22 protein-coding genes and 1 pseudogene are annotated in these 22,001 nt (G+C 75.9%); 14 read left to right on the top strand and 9 right to left on the bottom strand.

Annotated features, from left to right (window positions below; all coding sequences use genetic code 11):
• Positions 1–99 precede the first annotated feature (99 nt).
• Together mltG and KPF47_RS19115 are read left to right on the top strand one after the other, a co-directional pair.
• Positions 100–1,230: an endolytic transglycosylase MltG gene (gene mltG, locus KPF47_RS19120; RefSeq protein ID WP_224390109.1), complete on the top strand. Its 1,131-nt coding sequence runs from the start codon at positions 100–102 to the stop codon at positions 1,228–1,230.
• A 104-nt stretch (positions 1,231–1,334) separates the two neighbouring features.
• Entirely contained in the window at positions 1,335–2,387 is a 1,053-nt protein-coding gene (locus KPF47_RS19115) for a 2,3-butanediol dehydrogenase (RefSeq protein WP_224390108.1), read from the top strand.
• On the opposite strand, the gene KPF47_RS19110 is transcribed toward KPF47_RS19115, so the two are convergent.
• Positions 2,388–3,269 carry a spermidine synthase gene (locus KPF47_RS19110; RefSeq protein WP_255660039.1) on the bottom strand — a complete coding sequence of 294 codons (882 nt, stop codon included), beginning with the start codon at positions 3,267–3,269 and terminating at the stop codon, positions 2,388–2,390.
• Positions 3,270–3,347: 78 nt separating this feature from the next.
• Between KPF47_RS19110 and KPF47_RS19105 the strand changes: the two genes are divergently transcribed.
• Genes KPF47_RS19105 through aroB form a run of 5 tightly spaced genes read left to right on the top strand, consistent with a single transcriptional unit; the run spans position 3,348 to position 7,084 of the window.
• Positions 3,348–3,818 carry a prepilin peptidase gene (locus KPF47_RS19105; protein ID WP_224390106.1) on the top strand — a complete coding sequence of 157 codons (471 nt, stop codon included), beginning with the start codon at positions 3,348–3,350 and terminating at the stop codon, positions 3,816–3,818.
• Between the two features lie 6 nt (positions 3,819–3,824).
• Positions 3,825–4,058 carry a hypothetical protein gene (locus tag KPF47_RS19100; RefSeq protein ID WP_224390105.1) on the top strand — a complete coding sequence of 78 codons (234 nt, stop codon included), beginning with the start codon at positions 3,825–3,827 and terminating at the stop codon, positions 4,056–4,058.
• A 13-nt stretch (positions 4,059–4,071) separates the two neighbouring features.
• Positions 4,072–5,274 carry a chorismate synthase gene (gene aroC, locus KPF47_RS19095; protein WP_224390104.1) on the top strand — a complete coding sequence of 401 codons (1,203 nt, stop codon included), beginning with the start codon at positions 4,072–4,074 and terminating at the stop codon, positions 5,272–5,274.
• Positions 5,271–5,945: a shikimate kinase gene (locus KPF47_RS19090; RefSeq protein WP_308015271.1), complete on the top strand. Its 675-nt coding sequence runs from the start codon at positions 5,271–5,273 to the stop codon at positions 5,943–5,945. The genes aroC and KPF47_RS19090 overlap by 4 nt, the downstream gene beginning before the upstream one ends.
• Positions 5,942–7,084 (top strand): 3-dehydroquinate synthase, encoded by a 1,143-nt coding sequence (gene aroB, locus KPF47_RS19085; protein ID WP_224386151.1) that lies wholly within the window; start codon positions 5,942–5,944, stop codon positions 7,082–7,084. Before KPF47_RS19090 ends, aroB begins: the two co-directional genes overlap by 4 nt.
• An 88-nt stretch (positions 7,085–7,172) precedes the next feature.
• Here aroB and KPF47_RS19080 read toward each other — a convergent pair whose 3' ends face one another.
• On the bottom strand, positions 7,173–7,688 hold the full coding sequence (locus tag KPF47_RS19080; RefSeq protein WP_224386152.1) for a hypothetical protein: 516 nt from the start codon (positions 7,686–7,688) through the stop codon (positions 7,173–7,175).
• 25 nt (positions 7,689–7,713) lie between these two features.
• Complete coding sequence (locus KPF47_RS19075) at positions 7,714–8,430, bottom strand: MBL fold metallo-hydrolase (protein WP_224386153.1); 717 nt, start codon at positions 8,428–8,430, stop codon at positions 7,714–7,716.
• Between the two features lie 30 nt (positions 8,431–8,460).
• On the opposite strand from KPF47_RS19075, the gene KPF47_RS19070 reads away from it, so the two are divergent.
• On the top strand, positions 8,461–9,540 hold the full coding sequence (locus KPF47_RS19070; protein ID WP_224390103.1) for a Xaa-Pro peptidase family protein: 1,080 nt from the start codon (positions 8,461–8,463) through the stop codon (positions 9,538–9,540).
• 4 nt (positions 9,541–9,544) lie between these two features.
• On the opposite strand, the gene KPF47_RS19065 is transcribed toward KPF47_RS19070, so the two are convergent.
• Genes KPF47_RS19065 through KPF47_RS19050 form a run of 4 tightly spaced genes read right to left on the bottom strand, consistent with a single transcriptional unit; the run spans position 9,545 to position 14,641 of the window.
• The gene (locus KPF47_RS19065; protein ID WP_224390102.1) at positions 9,545–10,750 is read right to left on the bottom strand and encodes an ABC transporter permease; all 1,206 of its coding nucleotides are present in this window, start codon (positions 10,748–10,750) and stop codon (positions 9,545–9,547) included.
• Complete coding sequence (locus tag KPF47_RS19060; protein ID WP_224386155.1) at positions 10,747–11,679, bottom strand: ABC transporter ATP-binding protein; 933 nt, start codon at positions 11,677–11,679, stop codon at positions 10,747–10,749. Before KPF47_RS19060 ends, KPF47_RS19065 begins: the two co-directional genes overlap by 4 nt.
• A gap of 30 nt (positions 11,680–11,709) precedes the next feature.
• A complete protein-coding gene (locus KPF47_RS40220) occupies positions 11,710–13,989 on the bottom strand; it encodes a histidine kinase (RefSeq protein ID WP_224390101.1) in 2,280 nt (759 codons plus the stop codon).
• Positions 13,976–14,641, bottom strand: a complete 666-nt coding sequence (locus tag KPF47_RS19050) for a response regulator transcription factor (RefSeq protein WP_224390100.1) — start codon at positions 14,639–14,641, stop codon at positions 13,976–13,978. Before KPF47_RS19050 ends, KPF47_RS40220 begins: the two co-directional genes overlap by 14 nt.
• Positions 14,642–14,745: 104 nt before the next feature.
• On the opposite strand from KPF47_RS19050, the gene efp reads away from it, so the two are divergent.
• On the top strand, positions 14,746–15,306 hold the full coding sequence (gene efp, locus KPF47_RS19045) for an elongation factor P (RefSeq protein ID WP_224390099.1): 561 nt from the start codon (positions 14,746–14,748) through the stop codon (positions 15,304–15,306).
• Between the two features lies 1 nt (position 15,307).
• On the top strand, positions 15,308–15,727 hold the full coding sequence (nusB, locus tag KPF47_RS19040; RefSeq protein ID WP_224390098.1) for a transcription antitermination factor NusB: 420 nt from the start codon (positions 15,308–15,310) through the stop codon (positions 15,725–15,727).
• A gap of 6 nt (positions 15,728–15,733) precedes the next feature.
• On the opposite strand, the gene KPF47_RS19035 is transcribed toward nusB, so the two are convergent.
• On the bottom strand, positions 15,734–15,898 hold the full coding sequence (locus KPF47_RS19035) for a hypothetical protein (RefSeq protein ID WP_224390097.1): 165 nt from the start codon (positions 15,896–15,898) through the stop codon (positions 15,734–15,736).
• Between the two features lie 464 nt (positions 15,899–16,362).
• Positions 16,363–16,854 carry a transcriptional regulator gene (locus KPF47_RS19030; protein WP_224390096.1) on the bottom strand — a complete coding sequence of 164 codons (492 nt, stop codon included), beginning with the start codon at positions 16,852–16,854 and terminating at the stop codon, positions 16,363–16,365.
• A gap of 583 nt (positions 16,855–17,437) precedes the next feature.
• On the opposite strand from KPF47_RS19030, the gene pyrR reads away from it, so the two are divergent.
• From pyrR to carA, 4 genes and pseudogenes are all read left to right on the top strand, one after another.
• Entirely contained in the window at positions 17,438–18,031 is a 594-nt protein-coding gene (gene pyrR / locus KPF47_RS19025; RefSeq protein ID WP_224390095.1) for a bifunctional pyr operon transcriptional regulator/uracil phosphoribosyltransferase PyrR, read from the top strand.
• Positions 18,028–18,972, top strand: a complete 945-nt coding sequence (locus KPF47_RS19020) for an aspartate carbamoyltransferase catalytic subunit (protein ID WP_224390094.1) — start codon at positions 18,028–18,030, stop codon at positions 18,970–18,972. Before pyrR ends, KPF47_RS19020 begins: the two co-directional genes overlap by 4 nt.
• Positions 18,969–20,261, top strand: a complete 1,293-nt coding sequence (locus tag KPF47_RS19015) for a dihydroorotase (protein ID WP_224390093.1) — start codon at positions 18,969–18,971, stop codon at positions 20,259–20,261. Before KPF47_RS19020 ends, KPF47_RS19015 begins: the two co-directional genes overlap by 4 nt.
• A pseudogene (gene carA, locus KPF47_RS19010) lies at positions 20,258–21,352 on the top strand (glutamine-hydrolyzing carbamoyl-phosphate synthase small subunit); the annotation flags it as partial. The gene KPF47_RS19015 and the pseudogene carA, both read left to right, overlap by 4 nt.
• Between the last annotated feature and the right edge of the window lie 649 nt (positions 21,353–22,001).

Raw genomic sequence — 22,001 nt, 5'->3', positions numbered from 1 at the left:
CCACCGGGGGTGAGCGCCCCCGGCTCCCGCGGCCGATACCCTCGTCCCCGTGACCGGCGCCGGCGAGAACGACGTGACGTCCCGGGGCCCGGTGTGAGCGTGACCGCGGGGCCCGTCCGGCACCGGCCGACCCCGGTGCACTTCCGGCGCCGGCGGCTCGCCCTGCTGGGGTCGGCGCTGCTGGCCGGTGCGGTCCTCGTCGCGGCCGGGCTGTACCTGCGCGGCGCCGACGACTACTCCGGCTCCGGCAGCGGATCGGTCGTGGTCCGGGTCGAGTCGGGCGACTCGACCAGCGCGATCGGGGAGTCCCTGGTCGGGCTGGACGTGGTGAAGTCCCGGGCCGCGTTCGTCGAGGCCGCCGCCGAGGAGCCCGCCATCCAGCGGGTCCAGCCCGGCTACTACGAGCTCCGCTCGCAGATGTCCGGGGACTCCGCCGTGCAGGGGCTGCTCGACCCGGAGCGCCGGGTGGGGTTCTTCGACGTCAAGGGCGGTGTCCAGCTCGACGACACCCGCGCCCCCGACGGCACGGTCTCCCCGGGCGTGCTGTCCCAGATCTCCCGCGCCACCTGCCTGGGCACCGCGGACGGTGACGCCCGCTGCACCGGCGTCGACGCGCTGCGCGGCGCCATGGCCGACGCCGACCCCGCCGCGATCGCCGTCCCCGAGTGGGCCCGCGCGGGTTACCGGGCCGCCGCGCCCGAGCGCCGGATGGAGGGCCTGGTCGCCCCCGGCCCCTACGACCTGGACCCGCGCGGGACCCCGGAGCAGGTGCTGCGCCAGGTGCTCACCGCGTCGGCGACCCGGCTCGACGCCGCCGGACTGGGCGGGGAGGACGCCTACCGCACCCTCGTGCTGGCCTCGGTCGTGGAGAAGGAGGCACTCGCCCCCGACATGCCCAAGGTGGCACGGGTGATCGAGAACCGGCTGGCGGTGAACCAGCGCCTGGAGATGGACTCGACCGTCAACTACCCGCTCGACGTGCAGGCGCTGCGCACCACCGCGGAGGCCCGCAACACCCCCGGGCCGTACAACACCTACCTCAACACCGGGCTGCCGCCGACGCCCGTCGCCTCGGTGTCCACCGCGGCGCTGTCGGCCGCGGAGTCCCCGGCCGCGGGGCCGTGGCTGTTCTTCGTGCGGTGCACCACCGAGGGGGTCTCGTGCTTCGCCACGACCTATCCCGAGCACCTCGGCAACGTCGACCGCGCCCGCGCCGCCGGGGCGTTCTGACCCATCGCGGGGCGTGCATGCAACCCCGGCCCAACCCGTGACGGCGCTCACCGCGCGCCGGTACACCGGGACCTGACAACGACGTCAGGCGAGAGGAGCCAGCGATGCGTGCGGTCGTCTACCGGGGACCCGGGGACCTCGACATCACCGACGTGCCCGAGGGCGAGGTGGGCCCCGGCGAGGTCCGGCTGCGGGTCGGGTTCAACGGGATCTGCGGCTCGGACCTCCACGAGTACTACGCGGGCCCGATCTTCATCCCGAACGGGGAGAAGCACCCGCTCACCGGTCGCGAGCTGCCGCTGACCCTCGGCCACGAGTTCTCCGGCACCGTCGTCGAGATCGGGCCGGGGGTGGAGGGCGTCGCCGAGGGCGACCGGGTCGCGGTGATGCCGCTCTACACCTGCGGCACCTGCTCGCGCTGCTCGGAGGGCCGCTACAACGTGTGCGCGCAGATCGGCTTCCACGGGCTGATGGCCGACGGCGGGATGGCCGAGACCACGGTGGTCCCCGCGCACATGCTGCATCCGCTGCCGGACAACGTGTCCCTGGAGATGGGCGCGCTCGTCGAACCCATGTCGGTGGCCTACCACGCGGCGAAGCTGGGCGAGGTGGACCCGGGTGGCACCGCGCTGGTGTTCGGGGCCGGGCCGATCGGGATCGGGCTGTGGTTCGCCCTGCGCGGCCTGGGCGTGGACGACGTCCGCGTGGTCGAGCCGTCGGCGACCCGGCGCGGCGCGATCGAGCGGCTCGGCGCGCAGACCCTCGACCCGACCTCGCAGGACGTGCCGGCGATCGTGGCGGACCTGACGAACGGCCGCGGTGCCGACGCCTGCTACGACGCCGCCGGCGTGGCCCCGGCCGTCGCGACGGCGCTCGACACCCTCGGCGCGGGCCGCCCGATGGTCTCCGTCGCGATCTACGAGACCCCGCTGGTGACTCCGCTGCTCAACCTGGTCCTCGGCGAGTCCCGGATCCAGGGCTCGCTCTGCTACACCCACTCCGACTACCGGGCGGTCATCGAGCTGATGGCGCAGGGCCACTACGACACCACCGGCTGGATGGAGCGGATCGCGATGCGCGACGTCGTCGAGGAGGGCTTCGAGGCGCTGCACGCCGGCCGCAAGATGAAGGTCCTGGTCGACCCGTCGCTGGCGTGACTACTGGCCCCAGAAGCCGTCCGGGGGCCGGGGTGAGGGGACCGCGGACGCGTCGGTGACCACGTCCGCGCCACGAGCGAGGGCCCGGGTGCCCGCGTCGTCGAGCACCCGGGCCGGGAACGGGTCCCCGGCCGCGCGCCGGGTCACGCCGGGCACCGGGAGCTCCCGGTCCGACGCGGCCAGCACGAGGTTGCCGAAGCGGCGCCCGTGCAGCACGTCCGGGGCGGCGACGAGCGCGAGCTCGCCGAACGCCGCCCCGGCCGTCGCGATCTGGCCGGGCAGGAACGGCCCCGGGGCACCGTCGCCGAGGTTGGCCACGTGGATCCCGGTCGGTGCCAGGACCCGGCGGACCGCGGCGAGGAACTCCGCCGTCGTGACCTGGGCGGGTGTGCGGGCACCCGCGAACACGTCCACGACGACGAGGTTGAACGACCCGGCCGCGAACCGGGCCAGGCCGGCGCGTGCCTCGCCGGCCACCAGGACCAGCCCGTCCTCGACCCCGGGGCCCGGGAGCCGGTGCGCGACCAGGGCGGCGAGCTCCTCGTCGAGCTCGACGACGGTCTGGGGCGACCCGGGCCGGGTCGCGGCGACGTAGCGGGCCAGCGTCCACGCCCCGCCGCCCAGGTGGAGCACCCGCAGCGGCACCGCGGGCGGCGCGGCGAGGTCCACGAGGTGGGCGATCCGGCGGACGTACTCGAACTCGAGGTGCTCGGGGTCGGCGAGGTCGACGTGGGACTGGGCGGTCCCGTCGAGCAGCAACGTCCACGACGACGGCCGCGCCGCGTCCTGCACCAGCTCGGCGACGCCGTGCCCGACCTCGGCCCGGATCACCGCCCCGGCCCGGCGGTCGCCCTGGGGCGCACGGGAGTCCACGCCGCTCATCCTGCCCCGGCCGGGGGAGTTGTCCACAGGCGGGCGATCGGTGGGTTCCGTGCGCCCGGCAGGCCGCAGGATCGGAGCATGACCCCGCTCCCGATCGTCTGCGCCGCCGCGGCCGCCGCGGGCCTGCTCGCCGGTGTCCTGACCCGCCGGTGGCTGGCCGGGCTGCCGCGCGGCGCCCCGGTGCCGCCCCCGTGGTGCGAGGCCGCGCTCGCGGCGGGTGGGGCGCTCGCGGGCGGTGCGGTGCGGGTCGGGTGGCTCGATCCGCGGTGGGCCGCACTGCTGGTCGTGCTGTGCTGGCTCGCCGTCGCGGGATCGGCGACCGACCTGCTGCGCCGCAGGCTGCCGGACGCGCTGACCCTGCCGGCGCTCGGGCTGGTGCTGCTGGCGCTCGTCCCGGCCGGGGGTGCCGCGGTCCTGCGCGGCCTGGGCGGGGCGGTGCTGTTCGGTGGCGCCTACCTGCTGGTGCACCTGCTGTTCCCGGCCGCGCTGGGTGGGGGCGACGTGAAGCTGGCCGGCCCGGTGGGCGCCGCAGTGGCCGGCGCCGGATAGGCGGCGTTGCCCGCCGTCGCGGCGTTGCCCGCCGTCGCGGCGCTGCCCGCCGTCGCGGCGCTGCCCGCCGTCGCGGTGCTCACCGCGGTCGCCTCGGCGCTCGTAGCCGGTGCGGCGGTGGTGGCCGGGCGGGCCGGGTGGGGGAGCAGGCTGCCGCACGGTCCGGTCCTGCTCGGTGCCGCGCTGGCCGTCGTCGCCGGGACGGTCGTGGTGCCGTCGGGGCCCGTCGTGACCGGGTGAGAGGATGGTCGCCGTGCTGCGATGGATCACCGCCGGGGAGTCCCACGGCCCGGCCCTGGTGGGCGTGCTGGAGGGCATGGTCGCCGGTGTCTCGGTCACCACGAAGGAGCTGCAGGCCGAGCTGGCCCGCCGCAAGCTCGGCTACGGCCGCAGCCCGCGGATGGCGTTCGAGGCCGACGAGCTGGAGGTCCTGGGCGGCCTGCGGCACGGCGTCACCCAGGGCGGGCCGGTGGCGGTCCGGATCGCCAACACCGAGTGGCCCAAGTGGGAGACGGTGATGGCCGCGGACCCGGTCGACCCGGAGCTGATCGCCCACCGCGCCCGCAACGCGCCGCTGACCCGGCCCCGCCCCGGCCACGCCGACCTCGCCGGCATGACCAAGTACGGGTTCGACGAGGCCCGCCCGGTCCTGGAGCGGGCCAGCGCCCGGGAGACCGCCGCCCGGGTGGTGCTCGGCACCGTGGCCAAGGCGTTCCTGCAGCAGGCTCTGGGGGTGACGGTCGTGTCCCACGTCGTCGGCATCGGCGCCGTCGACGCCCCGGACGACGAGCCGCTGCCCGGCCCCGGCGACCTCGACCGGATCGACGCCAACCCGGTGCGCGCGTTCACCGACGCCACCGGCGCCGCGATGGCCGCCGAGATCGACGCGGCGCACGACGCCGGCGACACCCTCGGCGGGGTCATCGAGGTCATCGCCTACGGCATGCCGGTCGGTGTCGGTACCTACGTCCAGGCCGACCGCCGTCTCGACGCCCGCCTGGCCGCCGCCCTCATGGGCATCCAGGCGATGAAGGGCGTCGAGATCGGCGACGGCTTCCGCACCGCGCACCGGCGCGGCTCGGTCGCCCACGACGAGATGGTCCCCGCCGGACCGCCCGGGCAGGGCCCGGCCGGCACCGTCCCGGTCACCCGGCTCACCAACCGGGCCGGCGGCATCGAGGGCGGCATGACCAACGGCGAGCCGGTCCGGGTGCGGGTCGCGATGAAGCCGATCTCCACCGTGCCGCGGGCACTGCGCACCGTCGACACCACGACCGGCGAGGAGGCCACCGCCATCCACCAGCGCTCGGACGCCTGCGCGGTGCCGCGCGCCGGAGTGGTCGTGGAGACGATGGTGGCGCTGGTGCTGGCCCAGGCCGCGCTGGAGAAGTTCGGCGGCGACTCGCTCGACGAGACCCGCCGCAACGTCGCCTCCTACCTCGGGGGGCAGCCGTGACCGGGCCCGGCCCGGACGCGCAGGGCCGTCCCTGGGTGGTGCTGGTCGGGCCGCCCGGGTCCGGCAAGAGCACCATCGGGACCCTGCTCGCCCGGCGGCTGGGGCTCGGGTTCGCCGACACCGACGCGGCGATCGTCGAGCGCATCGGCACGCCGATCGCGGAGATGTTCGTCCAGCAGGGCGAGCCCGCGTTCCGCGCCCTGGAGCGCGAGGTCGTCGCCGAGCAGTTGCACGCCGGACACGGCGTGCTCGCCCTCGGCGGCGGGTCGGTGCTGGCCGCCGAGACCCGCGCCCTGCTCGCCGGGCACCGCGTCGTCGCGCTCGAGGTCGACCTGGCCGACGGCATGCGGCGCACCGGGATGTCCGCGGCGCGCCCGCTGCTCGCCGGGGTGAACCCGCGCGCCACCTTCCGCGCGCTGCTCGCCGAGCGCGCACCGCTCTACGCCGAGGTCGCCACCGTGCAGGTGAGCACGGTGCGGCGCAGCCCGAACCAGGTCGTCGCCGCCGTGCTGGCCGCGTTCGACCTCGGACCGGACACCCTGCCCGAGGCCTCGCCCGACGCGGCCGACCCGTACGACCGCCCCACCCCGCGCCAGGACTCGACGCTCCCGACACCCGGATTCGGGGCGCCGCAGGGCGGCGACGGCGCCGAGCGGGCGGAGGCCCGATGACCGGCCCGACCCCCGACCCCGGCACCGGGCTGCCGGATGACTCGGGCACCGTCGAGCCCGACGGGGCCGTCCGCATCGACGTGCGGACCGCAGCGCCCTATCCGGTGCTCGTCGGCGCCGGGGTCGCCGCCCGCCTGGCCGGGGTCGTCGCCGGCACCGGTGCCGGGCGGGTGCTCGTGCTGCACCCGCCGACCCTCGCCGACCGGGCCGCGGCCGCGCGGGACGAGCTCGCCGCCGCCGGGCTGGCCGCCGCGCTGCACGAGGTCCCCGACGCCGAGGACGGCAAGTCGCTGTCCTCGCTGGCCGACTGCTGGGACGCCTGCGCCGCGGCCGGGCTGACCCGCGCCGACGTCGTCGTCGGTCTCGGTGGGGGCGCGGTCACCGACCTCGCCGGGTTCGTCGCCGCCACCTGGATGCGCGGGATCGGGGTCGTGCACGTCCCGACCACGCTGCTCGCGATGGTCGACGCCGCGGTCGGCGGCAAGACCGGGATCAACACGGCGGCCGGGAAGAACCTGGGCGGTGCCTTCCACGAGCCGTCCGCGGTCCTGGTCGACCTGGACACCCTGCGCACGCTGCCGCGTCCCGAGCTCGTCGCCGGGTCCGCCGAGGTGTGGAAGGCCGGGTTCATCGCCGATCCGGTCATCCTCGACCGCGTCCGCGCCGACCCGGCCGCCGCGCTCGACCCGGCCGGGCCGGTGCTCGCCGAGCTGGTCCGCCGCGCGATCCGGGTGAAGGCCGACGTCGTCGGCGCGGACCTGCGCGAGTCGCACCTGCGCGAGATCCTCAACTACGGCCACACCCTCGGCCACGCCGTGGAGCGTCGCGAGCGCTACCGCTGGCGGCACGGCAACGCGGTCGCGGTGGGGCTGGTGTTCGCCGCCGAGCTCGCCCGCGCGGCCGGACGCCTCGACGACGCCACCGCCGACCTGCACCGCGAGGTGCTGGAGCTGGTCGGTCTGCCGACCGGCTACGAGCCCGGTGTGCTCGACGAGCTGACCGCGACCATGCGCGGGGACAAGAAGTCGCGCGCCGGGACGCTGCGCTTCGTCGTCCTCGACGGTCTCGCGAAGCCCGGGCGGCTGGAGGGCCCGGACGCAGGCCTGCTGGCGACCGCCTACGCCGCGATCAGCGGCTGAGGTGGTTCTGCGGGCGGCGGCCGCACACCCGGCGGCCCGCCGACCGCTACCACCACGGCGGGGCGACCACCGCGCCGGCCGGTGACGCTCAGAGCCCGACGTCGTCGAGGACCCGGGCCAGCGGGTCCGGTGGCGCGCCCGGGTCCAGCGCGCCGGCGAGCAGCGCACCCCACCGGACCTTGCGCCCGGAGCGGGCGGACAGGAACCGGCGCAGGTTCTCGACCTCGCCCCGGTCGCGGCGGCCCGGCTGACGGGCCAGTGCGTGCAGCGCGGCGAGCTCGCCGTGGGCGTCGAGCAGCGCGTGCACCCGGTCCGGGCCCAGGGCGCGCAGCAGCTCGTCCTCCAGGTCGGCGTCGCACACCCGGACCGGCACCGACGGCCCGGCGACCCGCCTGCAGTACGCGGCGGCGCCGGCGTCGCACAGCACCGACACCCGCTCGGGAGCGGCCGGGGCGAGCGCCCGCAGCGCGCTGCCGAGGTTGGTGTAGCCGTGCAGCACCACGATCCGGGTGGTCCCGGGCGGTGTGCCGCGCCGGCGCGCCAGGCCCTCCAGCACGGCCGCGTCGCTCGCGCCCTCGACGAGCGCCACCGCCCGCGGTGTCACCGCCGGGCCCTCGGCCCCGGCGTGGTCACGACCCGAAGGCCGCGACGAACTGCTCCGCCGACGACGCCCGGTACACGGTGTTGGTGCGGCGCACGTCCTCCAGCGGCGCGTGCGCCGCCGGGGAGTAGCGGTGCCCCGGGTAGACGGTGGGGTTGCCCTTGAGCGCCGCCAGCTGCTGGAGCGAGTGGTACATCTGCGCGGTGTCCCCGCCGGGGAAGTCGGTGCGCCCGCAGCCCTGCAGGAACAGGGTGTCCCCGGCGACCAGCCGGTCACCGTCCGGGTCCGGAACGAGGAAGCACTGGCTGCCCGGGGTGTGGCCGGGGGTGTGCAGCAGCCGGATCGCCACGTTCCCCACCTCGAGGACGTCGTCGTGGTCGTGCGGGGTCAGGTCGGTCGCCGACAGCCCGGTCACCCGGGTCACGTAGTCGGCCTCGGCGCGCTGCACGTGGATCGGCACCGGGTGCGACCCGATCAGCTGCGCGACGCCGACCAGGTCGAAGCCCATCATCGTGCCGCCGACGTGGTCGGGGTGGTGGTGGGTGGCGAGCACCCCGGTCAGCCGCATGCCGTCCGCGTCGAGGGCCGCGAGCAGCTCGTCGGGGGAGTAGGCGGGGTCGACGACCACGGCCTCCCGGGTCTCGTCGTCGCCGATCAGGTAGGAGAAGTTGACCATCTGGGTGGCGACCGGGTCACCCACGGCGTAGTCCTGGCCCGACAGCAGCTGGCGGAAGTAGAGACCCATGGCCGCGACCCTAGACATAGGGTTCGGGGCATGTCCCACCCCGCCCGGCGCGACGCCCTGCGCGCCCTGCTGCCCGCCGCCGGTCTGGACGCGCTGCTGGTCACCGACCTGCTCGACGTCCGCCACCTGACCGGGTTCACCGGTTCCAACGCGGCCGTGGTGGTCGCCGCCGAGCCGGGCGGGGACCTGCTGTGCACCGACGGCCGCTACCGCGTGCAGGCCGCCGAGCAGTGCCCGGACCTGGAGGTGCTCGTCGACCGGCCGAGCGCCCCGGCCGCCGCGGCCCGGGTCCCGGCGGGCCGGACCCTGGGCTACGACTCGGCCACGATCACCGTCGACGGGCTGGCCGCCGTGCGCGACGCCGTCCCGGGACGCCGGCTGCGCCGCGCCCCCGGCCTGGTGGGGCGGCTGCGGGCGGTCAAGGACGCGGCCGAGGTGGAGCGGGTCGCCGCGGCCTGCGCGCTCGCCGACACCGCGCTGCGCGCGCTGCTCGACGACGGCGGTCTGCGGCCCGGCCGCACCGAGGCGCAGGTCGCCCGCGACCTCGACGACCGGATGCGCCACCTGGGCGCCGACGGCCCGGCGTTCGACACGATCCTCGCCGCGGGCCCGCACTCCGCGATCCCGCACCACCGCCCCACCGGCAGCGCGCTGCGCCGCGGCGACCTCGTCAAGATCGACTTCGGGGCGGCGCTGGACGGCTACCACTCCGACACCACCCGCACGTTCTGTCTCGGCCCGGCCGCGGACTGGCAGCGCGAGCTGCACGCCCTGGTCGACGCCGCGGCCGTCGCGGGCCGGGCCGCCCTCGTCGACGGTGCCGAGGTCACCGCCGTCGACGCCGCCGCCCGTGCGGTGATCGCCGACGCGGGCCACGGCGAGAGGTTCCCGCACGGGCTCGGCCACGGCGTCGGGCTCGCGGTGCACGAGCCGCCGTGGCTCGGCGTCGCCGCCACCGGGCGGATCGAGGCGGGCAACGTCGTCACCGTCGAGCCGGGGGTCTACCTCGACGGCCGCGGCGGGGTACGGATCGAGGACACCCTGCACGTCGTCGCGGGCGGCCCGGCCCGGGCGCTGACCGGGCTGCCGCGCGAGCTCGTGGAGGTCTGAGGACCTACCGGCGGGAGAGCGCCTCGCGCCACGGCACGGTCGCCCCGATCCGCAGCACCGACCGCTCGTAGACCCGGGCGCCCGCCCGGGCGAGCAGCGCCACGGCCACCAGCATGACCAGCGCCGACCCGGCGACCTGCCAGGCCGGTGCGGTGCCCTGGGCGATCATCAGCGGCATCAGCATCGCCGGGAACGGCGGGATCCAGGACAGGACCTGCAGCGCCACCGCGTCCGGCGAGCCGAGGTACCAGAACGAGACGCCGTACATCGCGAACAGCAGCATCATCAACGGCCCGGTCGTGGAGCTGACGTCCTCCTGGCGCGACACCAGCGACCCGGCGGCGGCGTAGAGGACGGCGAAGAAGGCGTAGCCGAGCACGAACCAGCCCAGCGCGGCGCCGAACACCCCGACCGCGGTCCCGGTGATCGTGAGCAGCCCCGTCGCGAGGCCGGTGACGATCCCGACGACGCCGTAGGCCAGCAACTGCACCAGCCCGACGGCGCCGATCCCGAGCACCTTGCCCCACAGCAGGTCCAGCGGCCGGATCGTGGACAGCAGCAGCTCCACCACCCGGCTGGACTTCTCCTCGACCACGCCCATCGCGACGGTCAGCCCGAAGCCCACGATCTGCATGAACATCACGATCAGCACGACGAACGAGAGCGCCGAACGCTGCCCGGCCTCCGGGTCGGCGGGGTCGAGCGCGTCCACGGCCAGCCCGGCGGGCGGGGTGGCGGCGGCCAGCTCGGCGGGGGTCACGCCGACCGCGGCCAGCCCCGCGGCGGTGGCCCGGTCGGCGACGGCGGCGTCGAGGACGGCCCGGGTCGCCGGGGCGAGCTCGGAGGTCACGACGGCCGTCGCGCCGGGCCCGGTGCCGTCGCCGAGCAGGGCGACGTCGAGGTCCCCGGCGGTCACGGCGGCCCGCGCCGCGTCGGCGGAGGCGACCGCGCGGACCTCGAGCGGCACCCCGAGGCGCTCGCCCGCGGTGCCGACCGCCGCGGCCAGCGCTGGGTCGGCGGCCACCCCGACCGAGGTCCGTTCGTCGCCGGTGCCGAACAGCGAGTAGGCGACCAGGCCGCCGGCGATGACCAGCAGCATGATCGCGTTGCTGACCCAGAAGCTGCGCTTGTGCACCTGCACCCGGAACTCCCGGCGGGCGACGAGTGCGACCGCGCGGCGGGCGGGCAGGGTGGCGGACGGGGCGCTCACGCGACGACCTCCCGGTAGAGCTCGGTCAGCGACGGGGTGGTGCGGGTGAACCCGTGCACCGGGCCGGTGGCCAGTGCGGCGGCGAGGACCTGCTGGTCGTCGGCGCCCTCGGTGAGGGTGAGGACGGTGCGGCCGCGGTCGTGGGTGACCACGTCGACCGCGGGCAGCGCGTCGGCCCACCCGGGCGGCGCGGCGGGGGCGTGCACCTCCAGGCGGGTGCCGCCGCCGCGGCGGACCTCGCCGACGGTGCCGACGGTGCGCATCCGGCCGGCGACGAGGATCCCCACCCGGTCGCAGAGCCGCTGCACCAGGTCGAGCTGGTGGGAGGAGAACAGCACCGGTACCCCGGCGCGGGCCTTCTCCCGCAGCACCTCGCTCATCACGTCGACGGCGACCGGGTCGAGTCCGGAGAACGGCTCGTCGAGCACCAGCACCGCCGGGTCGTGCACCAGCGCCGCGGCGAGCTGCACCCGCTGCTGGTTGCCCAGGCTCAGCGCGTCGACGGTGTCGTCGAGCCGGTGTGCGACGCCGAGCTGCTCGGACCAGCGCAGCACCGCGCGCCGTGCGGCGGCGCGGCCGACCCCGTGCAGCTCGGCCAGGTAGGTGAGCTGCTCGCCGACCTTCATCTTCGGGTAGAGGCCGCGCTCCTCGGGCATGTAGCCGATGGTGCGGCGCACGTCGAGGTCGACCGGTCGCCCGCCGAGGTGCACCGTGCCGGAGTCGGCGGCGAGCACCCCGAGCGCGATCCGCATGGTCGTGGTCTTGCCGGCGCCGTTGGAACCGACGAACCCGAAGATCTCGCCCGGCCGGACGTCGAAGGTGACGCCGTCGAGGGCGACGGTGTCGCCGTAGCGCTTGCCCAGACCGTCGATCTGCAGCGTCGCCCCGGTCCCCGTCGGCGTGCGGGGCGCGAGCGTGTGAGCGGTCATCGGTGCCTCCCTGCGTGGTCGGCACCGACGCTACGAGCCGGGGGCGGCCCCGCGGATCGGCGCACAGGACGAGATCGGCGCCGCGGCGGGGTCGTCCGCGCGGACGAGGGTGGCCCGTGGCAGCACCGCGCGCACCGTCCACCCGGGACCGTCGCCGGGCCCGGTGTGCAGGTCGCCGCCCAGCAGCGCGACCCGTTCGGCCATGCCGACCAGCCCGAGCCCGGAGCCGGTGCCGTCGGGCCGGTGTCCGGGCACGGGGCCGTCGTCGACGACCTCGACGACGACCGGGCCGCGCTCGCCACCGTGGGCCACCCGCACCCGGGTCGGGCTGGGGCCTGCGTGGCGCAGGGTGTTGGTGAGCGCCTCGGTGACGATCCGGCTGGCGAACAGCTCGGCCTCACCGGGAGGGTCGGCAGGCGTGCCGGTGACCACGACCCCGACCGGGAGCCCGGCGGCCCGGGACGGCGCGACCAGCGCGTCGAGCCCGGCCGGGGTGAGCGCGGCCGTCGCCGGGTCGGGGGCGAGGTCGGCGAGTGCCGGGATGGCCTCGGCGACCCGCCGCGCCGAGTCGGCGATGTGGCCCAGCGCGTCCGCGCGCGCCTGCGCGTCGGCGGCCAGCCGGGCCGCCCCGGCCTGCACCGCGACCGCGGACACGTGGTGGGCGACGACGTCGTGCAGGTCGCGCGCCACTCGCAGGCGTTCGCGGACCAGGTCGTCGCGGACGGCGGCCTCGGCGAGGTCGCGTCGGCGCAGGTCGGTGTCGAGCCGGTGACGGCGCACGGCCACCCCGGCGGCCCACAGCGGCACGACCGCGACGAAGTTCAGCGCGACCACCGACGGAGGGGACCCGAGCCGCTCCCACACCCCGGTCAGCATCCCGCCGGTCAGCACGACCAGGGTCGAGACGAGGACCGTCACCGCCGACGCGACGACCGGCGCGGTCGTCGCCGCGCCCCACACCAGCAGCACCCAGCCGGACTCGGCGAACAGGTTCGCCCCGCCCAGCAGTCCGGCCGCGAACGAGCACGCCCCGGACACCAGCAGCGCGGGCAGCGGGGCCGTACGCCACCAGGCGATCACGGCGAACTGCAGGCCGACGACGACCGCGGCGGCCGGGTCGTGCAGCGGCAGCGCGACCAGGGCCAGGAAGCCGTCGACCGTCGGCCATCCGGTCGGGGTCCGGGTCAGCGGCGCGAAGGCCACCGCGAACAGCACCGCCGGGACGACGAACGCCACCAGACCCCAGACCCCGGCCCGGTCGGGCAGCGGTACCCGGCCGTGGTGGGCCACGGCCCGCAGCCGGGACCCGGGGCCGGGCCGTCGCGGCCCGACGTGGGCGGTGCCCTCGTGGACGGTGCGGGTGGGAGCGGTGCCGCTGTGTGCGGGGCTCTCGTGTGCGGGGCTCTCGTGGGCGGTGCCGGTGGGGGCGGTGCCGCCGGCCGCGGACCCGGCGGGGGCGGTGCCGGCGGGGGCGGTGCCGGTGGGGGAGAGCGCGTCGGTTGCGGTGCCGCTCCCGGCGGGTGCCGCGCGCAGCACGCCCAGCACCCGGCGCATCGCCGCCAGCACCGCGCGTGCCCGGTCCCGTACCGCCCGCAGCTCGGCCTCCGCCGCGTCCGGTCCCAGGGCCGCCGCCCGGTCGACCAGCCCGCGCAGTCCGCTCAGCACCCCGCCGCCGATCTCCTCGGCGATCCGGGACCGCTCCGCGTCGAGCGCCGCCCCCCGGCGCAGCCGCTCGGTCTCGGCGCGCTCCCGGTCCGCGCGCAGGGCGGCCGCCCGGCTCCACCGGCCCGCGACCGTCGCCACCACCAGCAGCGGCAGGACCACCGCCGACCCGCCGACGATCAGCCCGGCCTCGTAGGCCGGGTCCGGCGCGGACAGCATCCGCGGCACCGCGGCGGCACCGACCGCGGCGAGGAAGGGCAGCGCCACCCACGCCGCCGCACCGGCCGCGCCGCGCTGCGGGGCCCGCGCCACGGAGAACGCCAGCAGCGGCCACAACAGCGCCGCGAACCCGCCGATCGACCCCAGCGACACCGCGGCCAGCGCCGCCATGACCAGGTAGGCCCGCCGGGGCCGCTGCCGCCGCACCAGCACGGTCGCGGTCAGCGCGGCGCACAGCACCACGGCCAGGACGACGGAGGCCACCGGGTCCAGCCGACCGGCGACGCCCGGGATGTCCAGGAGCAGGCCGGTGACGAACTCCTGGCCCACGAGCAGCAGCGTGAGGACCGTGAGCGCGACGTCCCCGGCGCGGGTCCCGGGCAGCGGCGCCGGGACCGGGGCCGCCACGGCGCGCTCAGCCGTCGGCACCGGGCGACCCCACCAGCCCGTGCTCGTAGGCGAACACGACCAGCTGCACCCGGTCGCGCAGCCCCAGCTTGGTGAGCAGGTTGGAGACGTGGGTCTTGACCGTCGTCCCGCCCAGCACCAGGCGGTCGGCGATCTCGGCGTTGGACAGCCCCGCGGCCACCAGGCCGAGGACCTCCCGCTCCCGCTCGGTCAGACCGGCGGCGGGACCGGCGTGCGCCGGCGGGTCGGCCGGGACGAACGAGCCGACCAGCCGCCGCGTGACCGACGGCGCGAACAGCTCGTGCCCTGCGTGCACGGTGCGCACCGCGACCTGCAGGTCCTCCGGCTCGACGTCCTTCAGCACGAATCCCGATGCGCCCGCGCGCAGCGCGTCGTAGACGTGGCGGTCCAGGTCGAACGTCGTCACCACCAGCACCCGGATGCCGGGGTCGCGCAGCGCGCGGATCCGCCGGGTCCCCTCGATGCCGTCGGTACCGGGCATCCGCACGTCCATCAGCACGACGTCCGGGCGCAGGGTCTCGGCGAGCTCGGCGGCCTCCGCACCGTCCCCTGCCTCCCCGACGACGTCGATGTCGGGTGCCGCGGCCAGCACCGTCCGCAGCCCGGCCCGCACCACGGCCTGGTCGTCGGCCACCACCACCCGCACCGTCATGGCGCCCATCCTGGCAGGTCGTCCGCCCCTCGGGCGGGCCGGTGAACCCGGTGGCGGTACCCTGACCGACGCACGAATCCGAGATCGAGCAGGAGAGCGCGCACGTGGCGACCACGAACGACCTGAAGAACGGCCTGGTCCTGAACATCGAGGGCCAGCTGTGGACCGTGACGGCGTTCCAGCACGTCAAGCCCGGCAAGGGCGGTGCGTTCGTTCGCACCACGCTGAAGAACGTCATGTCCGGGAAGGTCGTGGACCGGACCTTCAACGCGGGCACCAAGGTCGACACCGCGACGGTGGACCGCCGCGACATGACCTACCTGTACCGCGAGGGCAGCGACTTCGTCTTCATGGACGCCGACACCTACGACCAGATCCCGATCCCGGAGAAGGCCGTCGGCGACGCCGCGCGCTACCTGCTGGAGAACGCCTCCGCCCAGGTCTCGCTGCACGAGGGGGAGCCGCTGTTCGTCGAGCTCCCGACCTCGGTCGAGCTGCTCATCTCGCACACCGACCCGGGCCTGCAGGGCGACCGCTCCACCGGCGGCACCAAGCCGGCGACCCTGGAGACCGGCGCCGAGATCCAGGTGCCGCTCTTCCTCGAGAGCGGCACCAAGGTCAAGGTCGACACCCGGGACGGTCGTTACCTCGGCCGCGTGAGCTGAGGTGCGCGCCCGCACCAAGGCCCGTAAGCGGGCACTGGACATCCTGTTCGAGGCCGAGGCCCGCGGTGAGGACGCACTGGCCGTGCTCACCGCGCGCCGCGAGACCGACGACGCGCCCCCCGTGCAGGACTACGCGGCACGGCTCGTCGAGGGCGTCGCCACCCACCGCGAGCGGATCGACCAGCTGATCGCCGAGCACGCCGAGGGCTGGGACGTCGACCGGATGCCCGCGGTGGACCGCGGCCTGCTGCGGCTCGGGATCTACGAGCTGCTGTGGGTCGACGACGTCGACGACCCGGTCGCCATCACCGAGGCCGTCGAGCTCGCCCGGACGCTGTCCACCGACGACTCCCCGCGCTACGTCAACGGGGTGCTGGGGCAGATCTCCGACATCGCCGAGCACCTGCGCGCCACCCTGTAGGTCCGGTCACGGCACCGCCCGCTTGAGCAGGACGACGATGTCCTGGGGGCCGGTGCCGATCGACGGGGTCAGGGAGCCGACGGCCTCCCAGCCCTCACGGCCCAGCTCGTTCAGGTCCGCCTTGATCCTCGCGTAGTCGTAGCCCTTCCACCCGAGCTCGTACCGCAGCACCTCGTGCTCCCTCGTCCGGTCCCCCCGCCCACAGCAGGCGGGGTGGTCGGGGACATCGGACACCGTGCCGCAGCGGCACGGTCAAGGGCGGTCGGCGGGCGTCCACCGGACGGGTCGCCCCGCACCGACCGGTCCCAGGCGCTGCGGGCGCGCGCTGATCCGCGGTCCGCGCGTGTCCCGACACGCGCGAGCGCCGGATCAGCGCGCGGCATGCGGATCAGCGCGCGGGGTGCGGATCACCGTTCGGGGTGCGGATCGGCGCGCGGGGTGCGGATCGGCGCGCGGGGTGCGGATCAGGTGATACCGGTGGCCCGCCGCGACGCGCGGACGTCGCACCGGCGCCCGGAGCCGGTGCGCCGGCCCGCGGGTGCACACGGGAACGGCGGCCGGGGGACTGTGCTGACCCCGGCCGCCGTCGTGCCGGTCGCGTCACCCTTCCCCTGGGCCGCGGCCGGCGGGTCCGATCATCCCATGTGCTGCCCGGGCCGCGCCTCGGGCGGGAGCACACCCCAGTCGATCAGCTGGTCGGTCAGCTCACCGGGGGACATGTCGTAGATGATCGCCAGCGAACGCAGGTCCTCGGCGCGGATGGAGAGCACCTTGCCGTTGTAGTCGCCGCGCTGGCTCTGGATGGCCGCGGCGTAGCGGGCGAGCGGGCCCACCTTGTCCGCGGGGAGCTGCTGCAGCCGCTCCAGGTTGATCACGATCTTCGTCGCGGGCTCGCTGCCGGAGGGGATGCGGCCCTCGGGGAGCAGCTCGGCCACCGGGACGCCGTAGAAGTCGGCCAGCTCGGCCAGCTTCTGCACGGTGACCGCACGGTCCCCGCGCTCGTAGGAGCCCACGACGACCGCCTTCCAGCGTCCGCCCGACTTCTGCTCGACGCCGTGCAGGGAGAGCCCCTGTTGCTGCCTGATCGCCCGGAGCTTGCCCCCGAGCGCCTTGGCGTAGTCGCCCATCGATCTCCTCGTTCCTGACGGTCCGTACCGGTGTGGCCGGACCGGCCGGTCACCGGCGGTGCACCGGTGGCGTTGTCGCGCCGGCCGCGTCGTCGCCCCTGTGGGTGGTCCCGTTCGGGGCGGCAGCTCCGGCGGGGGCCGGCGTCCCGACCGTCCCGCGCGTCGCGGTGCTGCTGCACGCGTGCTGATTGATACGGAGAGTAATCCTCCGGGTCCGGTCCGGCACCGTCAAGTTCGACCCCCTGCTCGGGGGGTTGACGAGCGGTTTCCCACACGAACGGGGCAGTCCACGTCCCTCGTCAGCGGTAGCGCAGGGTGCGGGTCCGCGACCCCACCACCCGCCCCTGTGGGTGCGGCTGGGCAGAACCGGGTATCGCAAGGTGTCGCTCCGGCCCGCTGCCGCCCATCGCGCATCGTGACGGGAACGTGACCTCGAACGAGTGAGCGGACTGTGGTGTGGCTCGCGGTGTGACGCGCTGCGGCCGTCCCGCGCGGACCGGCGGTGGGTTGCTAGGTTGGCGCACAGCTCTTGCACGACCGTCCTTTAAGACCCGTCCGGTGAGGCGGGGAAGGAGACCACCTCGTGGCGCAGAACCGCCGCGGGGACGCCGACGCGCAGCAGCCCGCACGGGAACTGCTGTCCGCCGCCGACGTCACCCGCACCGTCGCGCGCATCGCGCACCAGATCATCGAGAAGACCGCGTTCAGTGCCGAGGACCCCGACGGGCTCGTGCTGACGGGCGTCCCCACCCGCGGCGTGCACCTGGCCCACCGGCTCGCCGCCGCGATCACCGACTTCGCCGGCGCCGCACCGGCGGTCGGCTCGGTCGACGCCACCCTCTACCGCGACGACCTGCGCCGCGGCCCGGCCCGCGCGCTGGAGTCCACCGCGGTGCCCGAGGGCGGTGTCGACGACCGGCTCGTCGTACTCGTCGACGACGTCCTGATGTCCGGGCGCACCACCCGCGCCGCGCTCGACGCCCTGCGTGACGAGGGCCGCCCGCGGGCGGTGCAGCTCGCCGTGCTGATCGACCGCGGCCACCGGGAGCTCCCGATCCGCGCCGACTACGTCGGCAAGAACGTCCCGACCTCGCGCTCGGAGCAGATCCTGGTCTCGCTGACCGAGATCGACGGTGGCGACGGCGTCTGGATCACCCAGGGAGAGGGGGACAGGTGAGACACCTGCTCTCGGTCGCCGACCTCGACGCCGCCGAGGCCACCGCACTGCTCGACACCTCCGACCGGCTGCGTCAGGCGCTGCTCGGCCGCGAGGTCCGCAAGCTGCCGACGCTGCGCGGGCGCACCGTCATCACGATGTTCTACGAGAACTCCACCCGCACCCGGGTGTCGTTCGAGATCGCCGGCAAGTGGATGAGCGCCGACACCGTCAACGTGTCCGCGTCGGGCTCGTCGGTGTCCAAGGGCGAGTCGCTGCGCGACACCGCCCTGACCCTGTCCTCGATGGGCGCGGACTGCGTGATCGTCCGCCACCCCGCATCCGGTTCGGCGCACCGGCTCGCGCACTGGGTGGACGCCGACCGCGAGGTGACCGGCACCCCCACCGCGATCGTCAACGCCGGCGACGGCACCCACGAGCACCCCACCCAGGCGCTGCTCGACGCGGCGACCCTGCGCGACCGGCTCGGCGGGATCGCCGGGCGCCGGATCGGGATCGTCGGCGACGTCCTGCACTCGCGGGTGGCGCGCTCCAACGTGCTGCTGCTCGCGACCCTCGGCGCCGAGGTGGTGCTCGTCGCACCGCCGACGCTGCTGCCCGCCGGGGTGCAGTCCTGGCCGTGCCGGGTGTCCCACTCCCTCGACGCCGAGCTGCCCGCGCTGGACGCGGTCATGATGCTGCGCGTGCAGTCCGAGCGGATGCACGGCGGCTTCTTCCCGTCCGCCCGCGAGTACGCGGTGCGCTTCGGGCTGTCCGAGGACCGCGCGAAGCTCCTGCCCGACCACGCGGTCGTCCTGCACCCCGGCCCGATGATCCGCGGGATGGAGATCGCCCCCGCGGTCGCCGACGCCCCGAACGCCGCGGTCCTGGCCCAGGTCCGCAACGGTGTGCACGTGCGGATGGCCGTCCTCTACCACCTTCTCGCCGGAGCTCCCGAATGACCGACCTGCTGATCCGCAACGCCCGGCCCTACGGCGGGGACCCGGTCGACGTGCTCGTCACCGACGGCGTCGTCGCCGCCCTCGGTGCCGGGCTGACGGCGCCCGAGGGCGCCGGGACCCTCGACGCCGACGGCGCCGTGCTGCTGCCCGGTTTCGTCGACCTGCACGTGCACCTGCGCGAGCCCGGCGGCGAGGAGTCCGAGACCATCGAGACCGGCAGCCGCGCCGCCGCACTCGGCGGGTTCACCGCGGTGTTCGCGATGCCGAACACCACCCCGGTCGCCGACTCCGACGTCGTCGTCGAGCACGTGCGCCGGCGCGGCGAGGAGGTCGGACTGGTCGACGTGCACCCGGTCGGTGCGGTCACCGTCGGTCTCGGCGGCGAGAAGCTCGCCGAGCTCGGCACGATGGCCGCCTCCCGCGCCGCCGTGCGGATGTTCTCCGACGACGGCCGCTGCGTGAACGACCCGCTGATCATGCGCCGCGCGCTGGAGTACGCCTCCGCGCTCGACGTCGTCATCGCCCAGCACGCCGAGGACCACCGCCTCACCGGCGGCGCGCAGGCCCACGAGGGCGCCGTCGCCGCGCGGCTCGGGCTCGCCGGCTGGCCGGCCACCGCGGAGGAGACGATCGTCGCCCGCGACTGCGCACTGGCCCGGGAGGCGGGCGCCCGGCTGCACGTCTGCCACATCTCCACCGCCCGCACGATCGACGTGCTGCGCGCGGCGAAGGCCCAGGGTGTGCGGGTGTCGGCCGAGGTCACCCCGCACCACCTGCTGCTCACCGACTCCCGGCTGACCGGCTACGACCCGGTGAACAAGGTCAACCCGCCGCTGCGCACCGCCGACGACACCCGCGCGATGCGCGAGGCGCTGGCCGAGGGCGTGATCGACGTCGTCGCGACCGACCACGCCCCGCACGCGGCGCAGTACAAGGACACCGAGTGGCAGGCCGCGAAGCCGGGCATGCTGGGCCTGCAGACCGCACTGTCGGTGCTGGTCGAGACGATGGTGGAGCCCGGCCTGCTGGACTGGCACGGTGTCGCGCGGGTGCTCTCGGAGCGCCCCGCGGAGATCGGCAACCTGCCCGACCAGGGCCGTCCGATCGCGGAGGGGGAACCGGCGACGTTCGCGCTGGTCGACCCGGACGGGGTCTGGACGGTCCGCGGTGCGGAGCTGGCGAGCAGGGCGGCGAACACGCCGTACGAGGGAATGCGGCTGCCCGGAACGGTGGTCGCGACGGTGCTGCGGGGACGCATCACCGCGCAGGACGGGAAGGTTGTGCAGTGACCGCACTACTGGTGCTCGAGGACGGGCGGATCTTCCGTGGACAGGCGTACGGCGCCACCGGGGAGACGCTCGGTGAGGCCGTGTTCACCACCGGCATGACCGGCTACCAGGAGACCCTGACCGACCCGTCGTACCACCGACAGATCGTGCTGCAGACCGCGCCGCAGATCGGCAACACGGGCTGGAACGACGAGGACGACGAGTCGCGGGCGATCCAGGTCGCCGGCTACGTCGTGCGCGACCCGGCCCGGCGGGCGTCGAACTGGCGGGCCACCGGCTCGCTGGAGGACGCGCTGCGCGCCCAGGGCGTCGTCGGGATCGCGGGGATCGACACCCGCGCCGCGGTGCGCCACCTGCGCGAGCAGGGCGCCATGCGGGCCGGGATCTTCTCGGGTCCCGCCCTCGCCGCCGACGACGAGCTGGTCGCGAGGGTGAAGCAGTCCCCGCAGATGGAGGGCGCCGACCTCTACGGCGCCGTCACCACCGCCGAGACCTACGTGGTGCCCGCGGTGGGGGAGCGCCGCTTCGTGGTCGCCGCGCTCGACGTCGGCATCAAGTTCAACACCCCGCGGATGATGGCCGCGCGCGGCATCGAGGTGCACGTGCTGCCCGCATCGAGCACCATCGAGGCCGTCGAGTCGCTGCGTCCGGACGGGTTCTTCCTGGCCAACGGCCCGGGGGACCCGGCGACCGCGGACGGCCCCGTCGAACTCGCCCGGCAGGTCCTGGAGCGGCGGATCCCGCTGTTCGGCATCTGCTTCGGCAACCAGATCCTCGGCCGGGCGCTCGGCCGGTCCACCTACAAGCTGCGCTACGGCCACCGGGGCATCAACATCCCGGTCGTCGAGCACGCCACCGGCCGGATCGCGATCACCTCGCAGAACCACGGCTTCGCGGTGTCCGGTGAGGCGGGCGAGGAGTTCGGCACCCCCTACGGCCGCGCGCAGATCACCCACACCTGCCCCAACGACGGCTGCGTCGAGGGGATGGCCGGGATCGACTTCCCGGCGTTCTCCGTGCAGTACCACCCGGAGGCCGCCGCCGGGCCGCACGACGCCGCGGACCTGTTCGACCGCTTCGTCACGCTCATGACCGAGCACCCGGTCGGCTACGCCGGCGTGGCCGGCCGGCGGCCCGAGGGCACCGCGCCCGCGCCCTACCCGCAGCCCGACGGCACCACCGACGCCGAGGCCACCGACGCCGACGCCGACGCCGGTGCCGCCGTCGCGGAGGTCGGGACCGAGCCGGCCGCCGCGCCGGCGATGACCGAGCAGCCCGACCCCGCCACGCCGCCGACGGCGACCGCGGCCCCGTCGGTCGACCTGCGGCCCACCCCGCCCACCCCGTCGCCCACCCCGGCCGCGGGCGGGTTCGAGCCGGTCGGCCCGGAGGGGCCGCACACCGGCTCCCGGCCCTCCGCCGATGTCGACGAGGCCGCCGACGAGCACACCACCCGGCTGCCGGTCACACCGCCGGCGGGCACCCCGGCCACCGGTCGGGACGAGCTGGAGCCGCCCACCGGCCGGATGCCCGCGGTCGGCCGCCCCGGTACGCCCGACCCGCTGACCGCGCCGTTCTCCGACATCGAGGACGCGCTGCGTCGGGACGGCGGGACCCCGGCCCACCCGGGGGCCACGGCGGACCCGGACGCCGCCGACATCCCGGCCGACCCGGCCCCGGGCGCCGACCCGGTGTCCGGGCGCGCCCGCCCCGTCGACGACCGTCCCTGGCCGCCACCCC

It is taken from the genome of Pseudonocardia sp. ICBG1293 (genome assembly GCF_020131355.1).
Lineage (GTDB): Bacteria > Actinomycetota > Actinomycetes > Mycobacteriales > Pseudonocardiaceae > Pseudonocardia.
Note: the sequence above shows the minus strand (reverse complement) of the source record. Positions and strands in the feature narration are given on the sequence as shown.

What these genes read in the sequence shown, in the direction of transcription:
- KPF47_RS19015 (WP_224390093.1), top strand. Translation starts at nt 18,969, where the DNA reads ATGACCGACCTGCTGATCCGCAACGCCCGGCCCTACGGCGGGGACCCG.
- aroB (WP_224386151.1), top strand. Translation starts at nt 5,942, where the DNA reads ATGACCGGCCCGACCCCCGACCCCGGCACCGGGCTGCCGGATGACTCG.
- KPF47_RS19060 (WP_224386155.1), bottom strand. Translation starts at nt 11,679, where the DNA reads ATGACCGCTCACACGCTCGCGCCCCGCACGCCGACGGGGACCGGGGCG.
- KPF47_RS19050 (WP_224390100.1), bottom strand. Translation starts at nt 14,641, where the DNA reads ATGACGGTGCGGGTGGTGGTGGCCGACGACCAGGCCGTGGTGCGGGCC.
- KPF47_RS19110 (WP_255660039.1), bottom strand. Translation starts at nt 3,269, where the DNA reads ATGAGCGGCGTGGACTCCCGTGCGCCCCAGGGCGACCGCCGGGCCGGG.
- KPF47_RS19075 (WP_224386153.1), bottom strand. Translation starts at nt 8,430, where the DNA reads ATGGGTCTCTACTTCCGCCAGCTGCTGTCGGGCCAGGACTACGCCGTG.
- KPF47_RS19030 (WP_224390096.1), bottom strand. Translation starts at nt 16,854, where the DNA reads ATGGGCGACTACGCCAAGGCGCTCGGGGGCAAGCTCCGGGCGATCAGG.
- KPF47_RS19070 (WP_224390103.1), top strand. Translation starts at nt 8,461, where the DNA reads ATGTCCCACCCCGCCCGGCGCGACGCCCTGCGCGCCCTGCTGCCCGCC.
- KPF47_RS19105 (WP_224390106.1), top strand. Translation starts at nt 3,348, where the DNA reads ATGACCCCGCTCCCGATCGTCTGCGCCGCCGCGGCCGCCGCGGGCCTG.
- KPF47_RS19115 (WP_224390108.1), top strand. Translation starts at nt 1,335, where the DNA reads ATGCGTGCGGTCGTCTACCGGGGACCCGGGGACCTCGACATCACCGAC.